Consider the following 16,224-nt stretch of genomic DNA (forward strand, 5'->3'; position numbering starts at 1 on the left):
CGACTAACCGGAACTCTCTCAATTAATTCTGATCTTGAAGGCTTTATCTGTGGCCAAACCTGAACTCGGCACGAAGCGTCAATGCGCAAGCTGCAACGCTAAGTTTTATGATCTAAACAAAGACCCAATCGTCTGCCCTAAGTGCGGAACGGTTTTTGAGGTCGTATCCATTGCTCCGATCGTTGATGAAGATCCTGAACTGGATCCGACAGCTCCGGAGATGGTCTCTCTTGATGAAGTCGCCAAGGCCGAAAAGGGCGCTGGTGACATCTCTCTTGATGATGATCTCGATGTTGATGACGATCTGGATGATGATGACACCTTCCTTGAAGAGGAAGAAGAAGGTGACAGTGATGTCTCCGACCTTATTGATAACGATCTCGATGAAGATGAGGATAACTGAGAATATTTTCAAAAGGACTTGAGAATATTTTCAGAGCCGATTATAGAGATGCACCGCGGTTCGAAAATCGCGGTGTCTATAGAGTGGGGCCATAGCTCAGTTGGGAGAGCGCTTGAATGGCATTCAAGAGGTCGGCGGTTCGATTCCGCCTGGCTCCACCAAATAGTCTGATAGTATACAGGCTGTTTTCCTTCTCATACATTTTGGTTTGTAAAGCAGGTTGAGCATCTGGTTCCCTGAGTATCTATTTTTACATATCATAAGCCAAGTAATTTCCCGGTTTTTATATTAATATAATGATTTGTTTGAATAAGAATTTTTTGTAAATTCTATTTATACTTTCTCTACATGCTTACCTATAAAATTTATTAATCTGTAAACTCCATGCTATTGCACTGGTATCAGGGAGAAGCTTGGTTTGTTAAGTTTTGTAAAGTTTTTTTTACCATAATACTGGACATTGCTTTCTTAAGATGCAAAAAAGTGCCTATTAATTAAATTAAAATCATTCAAAAGAATATCTAATGCAGGGGGCATTAATTCTGATGAGTAGGGTCTATTCACCTTTATCGGTTCTATCCGTAAATCATTCCTGTAACGCGGGAATAATGCAGGTGTTGCAACGTGCCGTTAGGCTTAATTTTAAGCGTTTTGCCTAATGTCTCGCATCTACTCTATTCAGGCCTTACGCGCTATCGCTGCCGCACTGGTTACATTTTACCATGTTCACGGATTAACAGTTCTGGGCTCTGGTCAGTATACAGTCGCAGATTCCTTTATTTTAAATTTCTGGTTTCTTGAGAAATTTGGCGGCTTCGGCGTCGATCTTTTCTTTGTTATCAGCGGCTTTGTTATGACATACATAACGTGGGAATGCTCAAGAGGAGCAGGCTCAATCCTGCCGTTTCTGCGTGACAGAATTACGAGGATCGCACCAATTTACTGGATCTATACGTTCGTATTGTACGCCTATATAAAAAGGTTTGGCGTTACTATTCCTATTGATGAACTCCTGTATTCCCTTTCCTTTATTCCTTACAAATCTCAACTGGACATGTCTGCACCCATAATAGCAGCGGGCTGGACATTATCTTACGAAATGTATTTTTACATTTTGGTTTCAGTTGGAATGCTCTTTGCCCGGCGTACTTTCATAGTTGGGGTTGGGGTCTTTTTCTTGATATCTCTTATGATGCCAAGTTTTTGGACGCCTCCATCATTAATTTTTGGCTGGGTAACAAGCACAATTATTCTTGAGTTTTATTTTGGAATGCTGATTGCGGTTGCCTATTTGCGTTACCCCGCAGTCCTGAAAAAACTTGGATGGTATTCTCTTGTTTTATCAGTAGCGATACTGGTTCTTTGGGCGCACCATGACATATCTCTGGATTTGCGTGGGTTTGTATGGGGAATTCCCGCAGCAGGAATTGTTCTGTGGTTTCTCTCGTATGAAAGCAGCACGGGCTTTTTGGCGCGGAAGTTTTGGCAAAGCCTTGGAGCGAGTTCCTATTCTCTCTATCTGACCCACATGTTCCTGTTTCCGTTCTTTGCGTATTTTCCATTCATCAAGTGGCGCATTATTGATAAAATCCCCATGGACCTATTTGTTCTTTGTGTTGGGGTTATGTGTATCATTGCGGGCCATATTCTGCATTTGCTAATTGAGCGCCCTGTGGTTAGCTTCTTTAAACTCGTTTTGAATGGCAGTCAGAAGCAGGCCAGTCGTCTTATTACCGTGACATTGAAAAAGCTTTCACCAATCTAAGCCGATCAATTAGCTACGTAATCTGCCGACAATCTTAGCATTGAATTTTTACGGCTTAAGAAACCTTCCCATAAATGCTTTAGGAAGGTTTTTTACTGTTTTTGAACATATTGGCAAAATATATGTATGAAGCTACAAGACGCCCAATAGTAAAAATGTCAGTTTGATTCCAGCTATAAAATTGGGGCAGTAGAGTTGCGTCTGCAGAAAAGAATGCTTGCATAGTTATGATAAGCGTTCCGGACTTAACCGGTCTTTTGAGGCGGATTTGGTGCTTTCCCATATCAGCGTAAACAGTATTTGATGTATTCGTTCTGGCTCAGAACGGGGACTGCTCGATGCATGCCGATCTCTATCTGCCCCCAGGGGGATAGGCTGTATCTAACTTGCCCTTGTTTCCCAGAAGGAGACAAGGGCTTTTTTATATCTTTACGGGATTTTCTATTTAACAAAAAAAAGAGCCGCACAAACTGTACGGCCCGAAGTTTAGGGAGGAAACGCCCAGATGGGCAGTAATGAAATGATCTTGTCATCTCATTACAGAATGCAACATACAGTGCGCTTATCGCAGGTCAATACGCGATTTTAGTCATTGTCATGTTCTCAGCGCATGTCTGGGAACATAAATACTTCTGGCGAAGAATAATGTTTTAAGGCTGTGCCTGTTTTATCTATTTGAATTTTATGATGAATTTTATATTATTTTTTTGTTTGCTGAAGTAATATATTCATACGATCTTGGACAAATGACCAAAACGCGGCATCGCGTCGCGCCTATTAAGTTTGTTGATATGATGAGTGGGTTACGCTGGAAAGGCCGTATTCAACGGATTGGCAAAATACTTTGCCAATCCTTACTCCTGAATGGCAGGTTCTTTGAGATGAAGCCGCTGAATGAGTTTATTGGTGCCTTTTGTGTTCAGGCGCAATAATGTCTCTGCCTTCAGCTTCAGAAGTGTCTCGGATAAATCGACCTCAGCGACAAGCGCTGCGGCATCCGAGAGCTTGAACCAGCGTTTGTCACGCTCATGTTTCTCTGGCCATGTTTCATACTGGCGGCGAACTTCGAGAGGGTAGACTTCCACCTCACAGGTTATGCTGTCACCGGCTTTCAGACGCTTCTCGTAATGGAAGGAGCCAATAGCTTCCTTGGTGATGCGTCCTGTCAGACCAGCCTCTTCATAAGCTTCGCAGGCAGCTGTTTCATGGGGCTTGAGGCCTTTAATCGGCCAGCCCTTCGGGATCACCCAGCGGCGTGTTTCGCGGGACGTGATGAGCATAACTTCAATAGCATTGCCTCCGTTCAGTCTGAACGGCAAAGCGGCATATTGCCTTGCTTTCGTCCTTGTCTGGTTGGAGTTATGCATAGTCTTTCACTCACACTTTCTCTTGTTGTCCGCCTGTAAGGTTAACAAATGGTTAATAGAGATCACTACGTCGCGATTTTTACTGTTATTATTGTATAAAACAATATGTCTGAACGCAGTCTGAAGTGTATGACTATTAAATAGGGCAATATTGAGATTATTTTGCTCTATAACCAATCATTCTTGCGGAACAAAAGATATAATGTCGTGCAGATCGTGAACATCACTGCAAGAATCGCAAAATATCCATATTGCCATTGAGTTTCGGGCATGAATTGAAAGTTCATCCCGTAAATACCGGCAATTGCAGTTGGTACGGCCAGAATAGCGGCCCATGCGGCGAGCTTGCGGGTGATATCACCTTGGGCGACCTGGCCGAGCATCATATTCGTATTGAACGCAAAGACGAGAACTTCACGCAATACTTCGATTTCATCCTGTACGCGACGGATATGGTCTGTCACGTCGCGGAACAGTTCCTGAATATCGGGCGGGACAGGTAAAAGATCACCATGCTCAAGCCGCTTACAGACTTCAACCATCGGTGCGACGGCCGTTCTGAGGCGCAGGAGATTACGCTGTAGCCGATGTAACTCCTCAACATCTTCTGCTTCAAACGGGCCTTTGGTGATGCGATCTTCCAGTTGTTCAACATCATGATGGATGCGCTCAACAACCGGAATGTAGTTGTCGACGATAAAATCGAGCAGGCTGTAAGTAATAAACTGCTCATTATCCTTGAAAGGGTGCACGAGAGATTCATAACGTAACCGCACAGGTCCATAGCTTGCCGAGCCACCATGGCGGACTGTCACGACATAGCCCTTGCCAACAAAGATATGGGTTTCATGCAGCGCGATATATTTGCCTTGCGATTCCAAAGTCCGGGCGACGATGAACAGGCTGTCACCGTATTGCTCTACCTTGGTGCGCTGATGGGTCTGGTTTGCATCTTCAATCGCAAGTGGATTAAGATTGAACTGCTTCTGAAGTTTCTTCAGGATCTTCTCATCTGGTTCGTATAGCCCGATCCAGACAATGTGATCCGGCTTCTTGGCCCATTCCCCGGCTTCATCCAGATTAACCGAGCACAGTCGCTCGTTACCCTGATAAACGGCGGCATTGATGATACAGCTATCCTTGCTTTTCTTAGTAACTTGCTTTGCCATGAGCCCAATTCCAGAGACTGTTGTTATTCCTGCAGCTTAGGCGAGTTGGAGAGAATTGGAAGATTGAAAGATTTATATGCCCAGTTATTCCGGTTGTTATCGTCGCTTGGGAATGAAGATAACAGCTGCTTAGATAATATATGAAACCGGGGGCCAGGCCCCCGGTGCATACCTTTCTCAGGCACCTTCGACTTCCAGTGCAAAATCAATATTCCCCCGAGTCGCATGGCTGTAGGGGCAAATATTGTCATGGGTTTCCTGAACAAGTACCTTTGCTTCTGCGGTAGGCAGGTTTGGTATTTTTACATGCATCTTTACGGCGATGCCGAAACCACCACCTTCACGTGGCCCAACAGAGGTTGCGCAGGTAACAACACTCCCTGAAACATCCTTTTTGTGCTGACTGGCAACAAACTCAAGTGCACCGCCGAAACAGGCTGCATAACCGGCGGCAAACAAATGCTCTGGTGTCGTTGTATTCGGTAAGCCAGGTCCACCCATTTCCTTACGTACGGAAAGATTGACGCTGACCGAGTGGTCGGTCGTTTCCGAGTGCCCGTTACGGCCTCCGGTACTCATTGCAGTTGCGGTGACAAGTGGCTTGATGGTGTATGCAGGCATGGTTTCCTCCTGTTAAATGGTCTGACGCAGAGATGGTGGCCAGATATCTGGGCCAGTCATGCGCATTCGGTTTCCGTTTACGATTATATTCCGGTAATAATTACCGACATTAATTAATGTCGGTTGGCGGTGCTCGTTGTCACTTTACGGTGACAGCCCTGAATATCTTATCTGTTTGAGAGATAGGTGCGATTATCTTTGCGTCCAGATGAGTATATCTCGATTTCTGCCTCAACAACTGCGCTCCGTAGCTGTTACCAAATTTTCATAAGTTTGCGGAGTATCTTGTGGGCTGAGAGTATGGTGTGTCAGGTCATCTTTCATGCAAGGTATAAATGGTATCTGGATTTCTTGCATGGGCCTGTTGCCCGCCTGCTGATAATAAGCTAGTGAAGAGCGGCTTACTTCAAAAGCACCCGTAGCTCAGCTGGATAGAGCGTTGCCCTCCGAAGGCAAAGGTCACACGTTCGAATCGTGTCGGGTGCGCCAATATTTTGTAAAGGGTTTAGTCGAACGCGACTGAGCCCTTTTTTGTTGGGGTACTATCACTTCATAGTGGACGCTTGTATTATTTAAATTAAAGAAATTAAATCCGTTGAGAAAAACTATTGGTACTGATCTTATCTGGAGGGGCAAGTGTCATATTTTGAAAATGCGAATTCAGATGAGGTTATTGGAGATACACCTGATACTGAGCCAACATATTTTATAAATGGCCCAAAGGGGGTAAAGAAAAATAAGAGGAACGGCGAAATATGGGAGCTGGGTGGCTTAGATAAAAACGCTGATACCTATAAAGCCGAGCCAATTAATAATCCTGAACTTAAATTTGAAATCTATCTGAATAGGGCATTAGAAGAGTGGCCTAAATTACTGAAATGCAGTCCTTTAGACGTAAGCCCGTTGGGTAAGCATTATATCTCCGGGTTATCATGGTTAGAGCAGGATATTATTGCTCCATATTATGGTACGGCAGATGAGCTGGTAATGGTTACTCTGCATCATGCTATAATGGTTGCAATACACGAGACAGCCAAAACGACTCCCAATGTTGAGCCTGCCAAACTTGATTTTTTACGCATTCGAAATTTAGTGAACGAAGATTTGCAATATATTCTGAATGATAAAGAAGAATGCTGGAAAGGTGATAAGTATTTTGAATTTATACGGAATTATCTTTCTATAAATAATAGAAATTAATTTATTCAATTTCATTATTTTTCTTGATTGTTGCAATATATTGTAAAGCATTATGTGTATAATGCCCTCACCTCTGCACAACCGCGGTTCCTGTCGCGCCGTCATCGCGCTGCCATTGGATTTTGTTGTCTGAAATTTTGCTGATCCTGAAACAGAAGCGGCGGCCTTTGTACCAGGTGGGCCATTGCTGGCACATGGTGTTGCCGTCAATCCACCATCGGCCTTGCTCTTTTGGTGCGAATGCTGAGGCCAGGGAAAAACCTGAGATATCGCCAGATACGGTTCCGTTGGAATTATAAAAGAGAGGCAGCGACAGCCCAAAGGGAGTACTTAGGGAAACGGTTCTATTGCTGATTAGATTTTTAATCTGCTCGCCTGTCAGCGAGTGAGCCTTACCGGTTGTGGGCTGGGATGCCGCAATTCCGATAATTCCAGCGATAAGAAGGGTATTCCATATGCGGTGCATTGGGGCTCTCCCTGAATGCCATTTTGTAATGCTATAGCCGTGTAAAGTTCACGCGGGTTCGCGCCACCGGGAAGCCATATTTGGTGACCCAGGCTGTATTCTCAATGGTACCATCGCCATTTAAAACCATTGTGTCATGGAACCGTACCTGATTGTCCGGTGAGAGATTAACCAGATATGAGAAACGGGCCTTATGGCCTTCAATTCTGACAACCGTTTCTCCGACAACATCCTCCCGGGTACCAAGGTAGAGACCCGGTTCTATTTTTCTGAAGCGCCAGGTTTTGGTTTCTCTTGTTCCATCTCCAAATACAAAGTCTTCTCGTAGTGTCAGAGTTTCGTGTCGCCATCTGCCGTGCAGCGTTACTGTAAAATTACGTTTCACCCCGTTAATCGCACTGAAAGTGCCGGTGGCATAGGTTTTTCCCTTAAAATAGCCTTCCAGCGTGAAGTCAGAAGCTTTGGCACTTACAATAAATATTGAGAGTACCAAGTAACTCAATATGGCGCGTAATGAATGGCTCATCAGCATGTTCTGTCTCCATAGATCACTATAAAGTGTCTACGGTTCTTGCGTGGGTTTGGATTACCGCAACAAGATTATTTAATGAGAGGTATCTTATAAATTACACAATAATAATGTCATTTATTGCGCATCTAATTAAATAATCAGTTATCTTAACCGTTATGCTTGAAGTGAAAGTAAACTGTTCTAGTTCCCTAATTATATGCGTTCATATATTAATCGTCAGGTGTATTTATGACCCGCTCTTTCTTCAGAGCTTTCAGACTCTCCAGTAAATCTCATCTCTCAAATTCAAAAACTCTTTTGCTGGGTGGTGTTTCTGCACTTCTCATGATGGGAGGTGTGCAGACCGCGCAGGCGCAGCAATGCGTAATGGGAGCCGGGAATGTCGTGACCTGTAGTGGTGGTTATATCGGGACACCATATATTGCGCCGACAAATACAGCAGTGACTGTCAATGTTGAGAGTGGCACAACGGTGCAGGGCTCCGGGGTTGGCGTGCAGGTTTCCGGAACAGGTGACAGCACAATCAATAACTTTGGTACCATTCAGGATGGCTCAACATCTGTCGAGATGATTGGTGTTGCCGGCTTTACGAAAACGCTCAACAATAATGGCACTCTCAATGGAGGTGTTGTTGGAAGTGGTGACGGTACCATCATTATCCGCCAGAATGGGCAGCTCAATGGCCCAATTACCATTACAGGTAATGGGAATAATGAGCTCTACATTGGGCAGGGGCTCAGCGTAAACGGGCTTGTCAGCATAACGGGTGCCACAAATCTGATTGATAACTCAGGCTTTTTCAATAATGGCCTGACATTGGTCGGAACGGTTTCCAATACAGTGATCAATCGCCAGAATGCGCAGATCAGTACGACAAGTGCATTCTCATCACCCGATAACCAGATTGATAACTCCGGCACCATCAATAACGGGTTATCTTTTACCGGAAATAGCAGCAACGCAATTTTCAACCGTGAGACAGGCACCATCCATGGTGATATCGTCAGTACGGGTAGTGGTTCCAATCTCATCGATAATACCGGCCTGATCAGCAACAATATTACTTTGGGATCGGGTATTGATATTCTGATCAACCGGCCAAAGGGAACGGTTCAGGATATAATTCAGGGTACCATTGATCTGGGAGCAGGAAATGACTCCTTTAACATGCTTGGCGGTGTCATCAACGGGCAGATCTTACTTGGTACAGGCGATGATGTCTCGCAGATTACCGGAGGGCTCATTTCGACATCATACAATGCAGGTCCAGGCAACGATGAACTGACATGGAGTGGCGGGAATATTTCAGCCGGCCTGACAATGGATACGGGTGATGATTATGCCCTGTTCCAAAATCTTACGACCCAGAACCTGACAACAGGAATGCGTATCGATGGTGGGCTGGGTAATGACTTTCTCCGTTGGGACAACACGAAAGCGGATGGTGTTGATCGTTATGTCAATTGGGAAGTCTTTGATCTGACCAATGGCTCAGAGCTGACATTCGCAAATTATGCGACCTTAAAGCTGGGCGATGCAGAAACGGGAACAGGAAAGCTATCTATTGATGCGACAAGTACCGTCTTTGCCGGGAACGGAACCCATAGTGTTGCACCGTTTACGAATGGGGCGCTGGTGAATGTCACCAATGCCGGTACGATTGACCTGACAAACAATAATACGAATGCGACCGACCGTTTTGTCGTATACGGCAATTATGTTGGCCAGAACGGCCGAATTGATCTCCAGACAGTTCTGGGAGCTGATAACTCACCCTCGGACCAGTTGGTCATCAGTGGCAATGGCGCTAGCGGCACCGGTTCAACAAAACTCTACATTACCAATGTTGGTGGTCAGGGTAGCGTCACAACTGGTGATGGTATCAGGGTTGTTGATGCTGCCAATGGCGCTACAACGGCAGCAGGAGCGTTCTCTTTAGGAAATACTGTTGCTGCCGGTATGTTTGAATATCAGCTGTTTCGTGGTGGTACGAGTGCTGGCAGTCAGGACAGCTGGTTCCTGCGAAATGCAGTATTCCAGATACCAGATCCTGGCAATGTGCCAGCACCACCATTCCCTCCTGATGGTGGGAACCCAGGTAGTGGTGGAAGTTCTGGCGGTGGCACAGGCGGTACAGGCGGCGGTACAGGTGGCACGGGTGGCGGTACAGGCGGCACGGGCGGTGGTACAGGTGGCACGGGCGGTGGTACAGGCGGCACGGGCGGTGGTACAGGTGGCTCTGGCGGTGGTACTATCGGAACAGGTGTTGGTGGCTCGGGGTCTGGTGGTGGCAGAAAAGATGCCATTCTCCTTATTCGACCAGAGGCTGCAAACTATGTCATGACACCTGTTCTGGCCCAGCAGCTTGGACTGGCAACATTGGATACATTCCACCGCAGACAGGGTGACCAGTCGTTGCTGAAGGGGAATGGGGTAACGCCGGCTGGATGGGCCCGTGTTTTTGGTGGCAGCACCGATGAGAAATGGAAAGCACAGGTTCCCGGTTACAGTTTTAATGCTGCCCCCAAATTTGATGGAACCTTATGGGGACTTCAGGCAGGCCTAGACCTTTACGGCATTGATCATTCTGATGGCAGCAGGGACCGCTTTGGTATTTTCTACAGCCATGCCGAGATGGATGGTGATGTCTATGGTTATACCTCAGGTATACGCAATAACCGTTCCGGTACGGCAAATCTGAAGAGTGACAGCCTTGGAGCTTACTGGACACGGGTTGCGGCCGCTGGCTGGTATGTTGATGCCGTACTGATGCACAGCTGGTATAGCGGTAAAGCCAGATCCTTGAGGGGTATTGGTGATGATACCCGTGGTACAGGCTGGGCCGCTTCTCTGGAGACAGGCTATCCGATTAAACTTTCGCAGAGCTGGGTGCTTGAGCCAATGGCCCAGATTATCTGGCAGCGTATTTCTATGGATTCAAATACGGATCCATACAGTGTCATCAATTACAGAAACTTCAACTCATTTACGGGACGTATTGGTGCCAGACTTGAAGGAGATGTGGTGCTTGGCTCTCTCGCTGTAAAACCGTTTCTGGGTGTGAGCCTGTGGCATAGCTTTTCTTCGAAGAGTAAAACGGTCTTCAATACAACCAATCTGGATGTTGATCTTAAGGGAACATGGGTTGAAGTTAATGGAGGTTTCTCTACCCAGCTGTCTGAAGCCATCAGCCTTTATGCCGCTGCCTCATATTCCAAGAACATTGGTGGTGAGAAGAAGAATTCTTATGGTGGTAATCTGGGGTTACGTGTAACCTTCTGAAATATCTTTTTATGAGCATATTCAAAAGCTAATAGATAAAGTGCCACCTGAATTCAGGTGGCATTTTTTTGAGGAGCGCCGTATGTACCCCAAGTTTCTAGATGAGATTCGTCGCCAGAATGGCTTGATGATGATTTCTGAAATTGAAGAGCTTGTTGCTCGGGGGAACATTATTTTTGATCCGTTCTCAGTTCTGATTTCCAGTTCAGTAGAGATCGGAAGCGGGAATACGATTTTTCCCTGTGTCAGTCTGATTTGTCGTAATGATGGAATATTGACTATCGGAGATGATAATACCTTCTTCAGTAATACGCAGATTGAAGCGCTGACTGGCCCTATCCAGATTGGCTCGCACAATCTGATAGGTGAGGGCGGTTTTACGGCAAAAACCAACCGGCCTGATGCTGAAATCCTGATCGGGGATTATGGGCGTTATCAGAATGGGGTTTCTGTTTTTGGGAATACCATTCTGGGCAGTGGCAGCCAGCTTCTTGGTGCCCTCACTGCTGACAGCTGTCGGCTTGAAAGCGGGCAGTCATTTCGTGAGCCAGACCCTGATTTGCGGGCTGGTCTTTTAAAAGGTCATGGTATTGCGCGCGGACTTTCTGTGCCCGTTGGTCATGTCATTGTCGGTGACGGCCGTTTCTCATCTGACAATCTTGAACTCCAGACCGTCTACCACCCGAAGGCCTAAGCTATGGATAATCATATTCAACTCGGTTTAGGGCTGCTTTCTATTGGCCGTGTCTGGGGTGCGCGTCAGGTTGAACCTCCTGCAGAAGAGCAGGCGATTAATCTGATAGAGACGGCCTTTCAGTTGGGTATTCGTTTTTTTGATACGGCACCTGCCTATGGAGCCAGTGAAAGTATTTTTGGAAAAGCCTTGTTTGGAAAGAGCATTGCTCAGGATGATATCACCATTGCAACAAAGATAGGTGAACATTGGGATTTCGAGACTGGAACGTCTTATGTTGATCATGGCTATGATGCACTCGCACGGAGTCTTGATCAGAGTATGAAGCGATTAGGGCGTATCGATCTTCTGCAGCTGCATAAAGCAACTGTCGAGAATGTTGCAGCGAATGATGTTGTCAGAGCCTTTGAACTGGCGCGCAGTTATGGTGTGAAAACCTTTGGGGCCTCAGTCAGTGATACGACTACGGCGCTACAGGCATGCAAAGCCGGCTTCTATAACTATCTGCAGTTTCCGTTTAACAAGACTGCAACTGGGCTTGGTGAAATCTTTGCACTGCTGAAGCAATACCATATGCAGCCGATAATCAATCGACCACTTGCAATGGGTGCTCTGGCAGCGGATGAGGTTAGTAAGAGTGATCTTTTCCGTTTTATAAGAGAACAGATGCAATCCGGTATCATTTTGACAGGTACGTCTTCTGTCAAACATCTGACCGAAAACTATGAAGCTTTCAGCCAGTCTGCCTAAAGGGTCTTCTTCTTGATAAGCGGAAAATACAGACAGTAAGGCAGGAGCTTTAAAAGCTTCAGGAGATAGGTGAACCTTTTCGGGAAAGTAATCTCGAAGCCATTACTATGCAGCCCATGCCAGATATAATCTGCCGCCTTTTGTGGTGTAATAATAAATGGCATGGGGAAGTCATTACCAGCAGTTGCCGGTGTTTCAACGAAGCCGGGATTAATGATCTGAATTTTAATTCCCATTTGATCAAGATCGAACTTGAGGCTCTCTGCCATGTTGATCAGTCCGGCTTTTGTGGCCCCATAGGCTGAAGACAACGGAAGCCCGGCGTAACCCGTAACAGAAGCGGTGATTGCAATATGGCCCTTACCCTTTTGTTTCATGCCCGGTAAAATCGTGGCAAGACAATTTACGGTACCGCCAAGATTGATTGAAAATGTCTTATGAAAGATGTCCGGCTTAAAATCCGAGCCTTTAACCGGTATGTATATCCCAGCATTGAGAATTGCTAAATTGATGGGGCCGTATTGAGCTTCAATACCCTGTATCAGATGATTGATGGCCTTGGCCTCTGTTATGTCGCATGCGGCTGGAATAATCCTGCCGGAGGACGTTGTAGCCGATGCTGAAAGCTCAGAAAGCATGCTCTCATTTCTGGCTGTTGCAATGACGGTGAAGCCGCGGCGGCAGAAATCAAGTGCTAAGGCGCGACCAATCCCCGAGCTTGCACCTGTAATCCAAACAAGTCCATCTTCTGGTGTAAGGCGGTCGGACATGATTTTCCCTTAGAATGTTCGAGCTTCATTTTGCTCCAAACAAGAAGCTGACTAGACCATAAACACTGAGCGACGTTATCCCGGTCAGGAATGCACCCCAGATCATATCAACCAATGACAGGTTAACAGACCAGCTTTTCAGAGTTGCAAGGTTTGTGAGGTCATATGTTGCATAGGCAATGAAACCGAATAGGGCACCCATAATCAGGGCATGTTGCCAGCTGTTATCTTTAAGGGATGGAGTGATGCAGAATATGACAATGCCAACAGCATATAATAAATAAAATGCAGCGGCCCATAACAGGCGTGGCTTATCAAGCAAGAGGCTGCCAAGCTGGGTCTGATAATAGTCACGGGCAACGAAGCCTAACCAGATCATATCAATGGCAAGAAATATGATGAACGTGCTGAGATAAATAAAAAGATAGTATTTCACGTCACATACTCCTTAAATGGCACGATAGGTAATGACACAAACAATAAGTTTGAACGCGCTCCTAAGAGATACGTGCCAATCAGAAGAATGGATGCAATTAATACCGGAATAAAGGCTGGAGAAGTCGAGCAAAACCTTTGTACCGAATAGGCGCTCCAATAGCGACCAGACAGATGCAGGGGACGTCGCTGTCAACATATGGCTGGTGCTCGATGTCCTCATCAATCTCAGACAGTTCGCCAGCTTTATATGTTGTTCCTCGATCATTGAAGCTGCCACTTAGAACAAGTGTCAGTTCTGTTCCATGGTGCCCATGCTCAACGAGCTTTGTTCCCGGTTGAATGCGGAATAAGTCTGTTCTGCCTGCGCCTTTTTCCGGAGGAACAATAGCGATGGATTCAATTCCAGGTGCAAACCAACGCCACTTTTTCTCATCAATCGTATAAAATCCGAGCCGCCGTGCCAAAGGCCCGGGCAAGACAAACTCCTGCTTCTCCGGGTGGGTTGAACGTGCGATAGGCTCACACGTAATCTGTTTTTTTTCTTTCGCCCGCTCGATACGTGCAAAAGTTGCCTCAAGAGCATCTGGGTCTAAGTCTGTGGGTTCAATGTCTTCTAATAACGTTCCGCCAACAGTTTCCCAGTTTCGCATTGTCTGGAGGCAATCGGGGCAGAGTGCTATATGCGTTTCAACGGCTATGGCCAGAGCCATATTAAGTGAACCTGATGTATATGCCATAATGAGAGCATCGCTGGGGTGGTGATTGATAAGCATCAGACCTCTCCCTCCAGCTGTGCACGAATAATCTGCATTGCTCTTCTGATCTTAGATTTAACCGTCCCGATGGGTAGTTTTAGTTGCGAGGCAATATCGCTATGAGATGCTTCTTCGAAGAAGGATAAGTGAATGAGATTGATCTGTTCACTGTCTAAAATCTTGAATGCCGTTTCAACCGCATGTTTTCGCTGTGAGCGAATGATGACAGTCTCTGCATCTATCTCCTCATCTTCTATGCGTACAATAGCTTCCTCATCTATTTCGTCATACCGATCACGGCGGACAAGATCGATCCTGCGGTTTCTGGCAATTCTGAAAATCCAGCTGGATGGTTCTGCTTTATTCGGGTCAAATGTGTGAGCTTTATGCCAGATGGTAGCTAATGTGTCCTGCGTAATATCTTCAGCAAGAGATGGCGGGGCGCCTAAGCGAAGAAGATATGTTTTAATCCGTGGCGCAAAGTGTAGAAAAATGCGTTGAAATGCCTGTCGATCCTGATTGCGTGCAATGGCAATCAAATCCGAAGAGAAGTCTGCGTTATGGCTTAGCCTTTCGGGGGCTTGCAGGTTGATCAGAGCATACTCCCGTATTTTGCTGTAGCAAATGAACTGTATCAATCCATTCATAATGTTGCTGTCTTCTCAATTATAGGGCGTCTGATAAGTTTGCTAAGTCTAGACTTTAAGGTACCTTCACGGGAGAAACTGCCAAAAGTGACTTTATGACTTTTGATAGACAAGCTGATGAACATCAATGTTTCCGGATAAGAACCCTGCTTCGCAGTAATGAAGGTAATAGTTCCAGAGCCTGCGGAAGCGTTCATCAAATCCAAGTTTTTCAATATCCAGCCAGGCCTCATGAAACTGTGTACGCCATATGGAAAGTGTCCTTGCGTAGTCTGTTCCGAAAGCCTGTTTCCTGAGAAGCGGAAGGCCTGCTTCTTTTCCCAGTTTCTCCATAATATCTGGAGTTGGCAGCATACCGCCCGGGAATATGTAGTGCCTGATAAAGTCTATTTCCTGTTTATAGGTATCAAAGATATCATCTTTGATCGTAATGACCTGCATTCCGGCTGTTCCGCCCTGATGCAGAAGAGTATTAAGTTTGGCAAAGAAACTATTCCAGAATTCTTCGCCAACGGCTTCAAACATTTCAATTGAAACAATACGGTCGTACTGACCCTGTATGTCCCTGTAATCACACAGGGCGATTTCGACCCTATCAGCGAGACCGGCTTCAAATATTCGCCGGGATGCGAATTCATATTGTTCGCGTGATATTGTAACCGCCTTAACAGTGCAGCCGTAATTCATAGCTGCATGTTCAGCGAAGCCGCCCCAGCCACATCCTATTTCCAGTACTTTATCACCGGCAGATATTCCCGTTATTTTTGCCAGATTGGCATATTTATTATGCTGTGCGGATAAGAGGTCTTCCGTGTCACTGGTGAAAAGAGCCGAAGAATATGTCATGGAACGATCCAGCCATGACTCATAAAAACGATTGCCGAGATCATAATGGGCGTGAATATTCCGCCGCGATCCTGATTTCGTATTCTTATTGAGAAAATGTCTTAATCTCTGTGCCCAGTGCAGGGGGGATATGCTGCTGGAAAGTCTGCCTACGAGTTCATGATTTGAGCAGAATAATCTGATGAAAGAGGTGATGTCAGGGCTGGACCATTCGCCGCGAATGTAAGCTTCTGCAAAACCCGGGTCACCACCGATCAGCAATCGTTTTGCGAACTTGTAATCATGGATGACCAGAGTTGCCTCAACGCCACTTTCAGAACCCTCAAAATAAAGAGTTTGTCTGTTGGGCAGAACAACAGTCAGTTTGCCAGCTTTAATATTGAGGGCAAGACGCAAGACAAGGCGTGCTGTAAGCGGAATCCCCTGTGTGGCATTTCGAAAAGTTTCGAGCGTCACCCGTTTGAAACTGTCAGAAGGAGATGAAACAATTCCTGCGAAAGGTGTTGTTGAGGTATCCAT

Annotated in this window: 16 protein-coding genes and 2 tRNA genes; 8 read left to right on the forward strand and 10 right to left on the reverse strand. The window is 45.9% G+C overall.

Annotated elements, in window-relative coordinates:
* The first annotated feature begins 49 nt into the window (after positions 1–49).
* From WJT86_RS02645 to WJT86_RS02655, 3 genes are all read left to right on the forward strand, one after another.
* The gene (locus WJT86_RS02645) at positions 50–403 is read left to right on the forward strand and encodes a TIGR02300 family protein (RefSeq protein ID WP_346335934.1); all 354 of its coding nucleotides are present in this window, start codon (positions 50–52) and stop codon (positions 401–403) included.
* 85 nt (positions 404–488) lie between these two features.
* Positions 489–564, forward strand: a tRNA-Ala gene (locus WJT86_RS02650).
* 497 nt (positions 565–1,061) lie between these two features.
* On the forward strand, positions 1,062–2,168 hold the full coding sequence (locus WJT86_RS02655) for an acyltransferase family protein (RefSeq protein WP_346335935.1): 1,107 nt from the start codon (positions 1,062–1,064) through the stop codon (positions 2,166–2,168).
* 854 nt (positions 2,169–3,022) lie between these two features.
* Here WJT86_RS02655 and WJT86_RS02660 read toward each other — a convergent pair.
* The 3 genes from WJT86_RS02660 to WJT86_RS02670 form a co-directional block, all read right to left on the reverse strand.
* Positions 3,023–3,535: an NUDIX hydrolase gene (locus WJT86_RS02660; RefSeq protein WP_346335936.1), complete on the reverse strand. Its 513-nt coding sequence runs from the start codon at positions 3,533–3,535 to the stop codon at positions 3,023–3,025.
* Positions 3,536–3,702: 167 nt separating this feature from the next.
* Positions 3,703–4,704 (reverse strand): magnesium/cobalt transporter CorA, encoded by a 1,002-nt coding sequence (gene corA / locus WJT86_RS02665; RefSeq protein WP_346335937.1) that lies wholly within the window; start codon positions 4,702–4,704, stop codon positions 3,703–3,705.
* Positions 4,705–4,881: 177 nt separating this feature from the next.
* A complete protein-coding gene (locus tag WJT86_RS02670) occupies positions 4,882–5,325 on the reverse strand; it encodes an organic hydroperoxide resistance protein (protein ID WP_346335938.1) in 444 nt (147 codons plus the stop codon).
* A 412-nt stretch (positions 5,326–5,737) separates the two neighbouring features.
* Here WJT86_RS02670 and WJT86_RS02675 point away from each other — a divergent pair.
* Positions 5,738–5,814: transfer RNA gene (locus tag WJT86_RS02675), tRNA-Arg, on the forward strand.
* 147 nt (positions 5,815–5,961) lie between these two features.
* Positions 5,962–6,525, forward strand: a complete 564-nt coding sequence (locus WJT86_RS02680) for a hypothetical protein (protein ID WP_346335939.1) — start codon at positions 5,962–5,964, stop codon at positions 6,523–6,525.
* A gap of 67 nt (positions 6,526–6,592) precedes the next feature.
* Here the strand turns inward: WJT86_RS02680 and WJT86_RS02685 are convergent, their stop codons facing one another.
* On the reverse strand, positions 6,593–6,991 hold the full coding sequence (locus WJT86_RS02685) for a hypothetical protein (protein WP_346335940.1): 399 nt from the start codon (positions 6,989–6,991) through the stop codon (positions 6,593–6,595).
* A 31-nt stretch (positions 6,992–7,022) separates the two neighbouring features.
* On the reverse strand, positions 7,023–7,517 hold the full coding sequence (locus WJT86_RS02690; RefSeq protein ID WP_407066905.1) for a DUF3833 family protein: 495 nt from the start codon (positions 7,515–7,517) through the stop codon (positions 7,023–7,025).
* A gap of 234 nt (positions 7,518–7,751) precedes the next feature.
* On the opposite strand from WJT86_RS02690, the gene WJT86_RS02695 reads away from it, so the two are divergent.
* The 3 genes from WJT86_RS02695 (at position 7,752) to WJT86_RS02705 (ending at position 12,249) form a co-directional block, all read left to right on the forward strand.
* A complete protein-coding gene (locus WJT86_RS02695) occupies positions 7,752–10,805 on the forward strand; it encodes an autotransporter family protein (RefSeq protein ID WP_346335942.1) in 3,054 nt (1,017 codons plus the stop codon).
* 82 nt (positions 10,806–10,887) lie between these two features.
* Complete coding sequence (locus WJT86_RS02700) at positions 10,888–11,499, forward strand: AraC family transcriptional regulator (RefSeq protein ID WP_346335943.1); 612 nt, start codon at positions 10,888–10,890, stop codon at positions 11,497–11,499.
* Positions 11,500–11,502: 3 nt separating this feature from the next.
* Complete coding sequence (locus WJT86_RS02705; protein ID WP_346335944.1) at positions 11,503–12,249, forward strand: aldo/keto reductase; 747 nt, start codon at positions 11,503–11,505, stop codon at positions 12,247–12,249.
* Here WJT86_RS02705 and WJT86_RS02710 read toward each other — a convergent pair.
* The 5 genes from WJT86_RS02710 to WJT86_RS02730 form a co-directional block, all read right to left on the reverse strand.
* Positions 12,246–13,019: an SDR family NAD(P)-dependent oxidoreductase gene (locus WJT86_RS02710; RefSeq protein ID WP_346335945.1), complete on the reverse strand. Its 774-nt coding sequence runs from the start codon at positions 13,017–13,019 to the stop codon at positions 12,246–12,248. The two genes, WJT86_RS02705 and WJT86_RS02710, sit on opposite strands and share 4 nt — an antisense overlap.
* A gap of 25 nt (positions 13,020–13,044) precedes the next feature.
* Positions 13,045–13,455 (reverse strand): DUF2177 family protein, encoded by a 411-nt coding sequence (locus tag WJT86_RS02715; protein ID WP_346335947.1) that lies wholly within the window; start codon positions 13,453–13,455, stop codon positions 13,045–13,047.
* Positions 13,456–13,552: 97 nt separating this feature from the next.
* Complete coding sequence (locus tag WJT86_RS02720) at positions 13,553–14,230, reverse strand: ChrR family anti-sigma-E factor (RefSeq protein ID WP_346335948.1); 678 nt, start codon at positions 14,228–14,230, stop codon at positions 13,553–13,555.
* Positions 14,230–14,859, reverse strand: coding sequence for a sigma-70 family RNA polymerase sigma factor (locus WJT86_RS02725; RefSeq protein ID WP_346335950.1), 630 nt, complete (start codon positions 14,857–14,859; stop codon positions 14,230–14,232). Before WJT86_RS02725 ends, WJT86_RS02720 begins: the two co-directional genes overlap by 1 nt.
* Before the next feature lie 93 nt (positions 14,860–14,952).
* Positions 14,953–16,224 (reverse strand): cyclopropane-fatty-acyl-phospholipid synthase family protein, encoded by a 1,272-nt coding sequence (locus tag WJT86_RS02730; protein WP_346335951.1) that lies wholly within the window; start codon positions 16,222–16,224, stop codon positions 14,953–14,955.

This window comes from Hohaiivirga grylli (assembly GCF_039655745.1).
GTDB classification, from domain to species: Bacteria; Pseudomonadota; Alphaproteobacteria; order Rhizobiales; family Beijerinckiaceae; genus Hohaiivirga; species Hohaiivirga grylli.

Bases quoted from the DNA above. Each gene is read 5' to 3' on its own strand.
- WJT86_RS02655 (WP_346335935.1), top strand. From the start codon at position 1,062: ATGTCTCGCATCTACTCTATTCAGGCCTTACGCGCTATCGCTGCCGCA.
- WJT86_RS02660 (WP_346335936.1), bottom strand. From the start codon at position 3,535: ATGCATAACTCCAACCAGACAAGGACGAAAGCAAGGCAATATGCCGCT.
- corA (WP_346335937.1), bottom strand. From the start codon at position 4,704: ATGGCAAAGCAAGTTACTAAGAAAAGCAAGGATAGCTGTATCATCAAT.
- WJT86_RS02670 (WP_346335938.1), bottom strand. From the start codon at position 5,325: ATGCCTGCATACACCATCAAGCCACTTGTCACCGCAACTGCAATGAGT.
- WJT86_RS02685 (WP_346335940.1), bottom strand. From the start codon at position 6,991: ATGCACCGCATATGGAATACCCTTCTTATCGCTGGAATTATCGGAATT.
- WJT86_RS02690 (WP_407066905.1), bottom strand. From the start codon at position 7,517: ATGAGCCATTCATTACGCGCCATATTGAGTTACTTGGTACTCTCAATA.
- WJT86_RS02695 (WP_346335942.1), top strand. From the start codon at position 7,752: ATGACCCGCTCTTTCTTCAGAGCTTTCAGACTCTCCAGTAAATCTCAT.
- WJT86_RS02700 (WP_346335943.1), top strand. From the start codon at position 10,888: ATGTACCCCAAGTTTCTAGATGAGATTCGTCGCCAGAATGGCTTGATG.
- WJT86_RS02705 (WP_346335944.1), top strand. From the start codon at position 11,503: ATGGATAATCATATTCAACTCGGTTTAGGGCTGCTTTCTATTGGCCGT.
- WJT86_RS02710 (WP_346335945.1), bottom strand. From the start codon at position 13,019: ATGTCCGACCGCCTTACACCAGAAGATGGACTTGTTTGGATTACAGGT.
- WJT86_RS02720 (WP_346335948.1), bottom strand. From the start codon at position 14,230: ATGCTTATCAATCACCACCCCAGCGATGCTCTCATTATGGCATATACA.
- WJT86_RS02725 (WP_346335950.1), bottom strand. From the start codon at position 14,859: ATGAATGGATTGATACAGTTCATTTGCTACAGCAAAATACGGGAGTAT.
- WJT86_RS02730 (WP_346335951.1), bottom strand. From the start codon at position 16,224: ATGGATACCTCAACAACACCTTTCGCAGGAATTGTTTCATCTCCTTCT.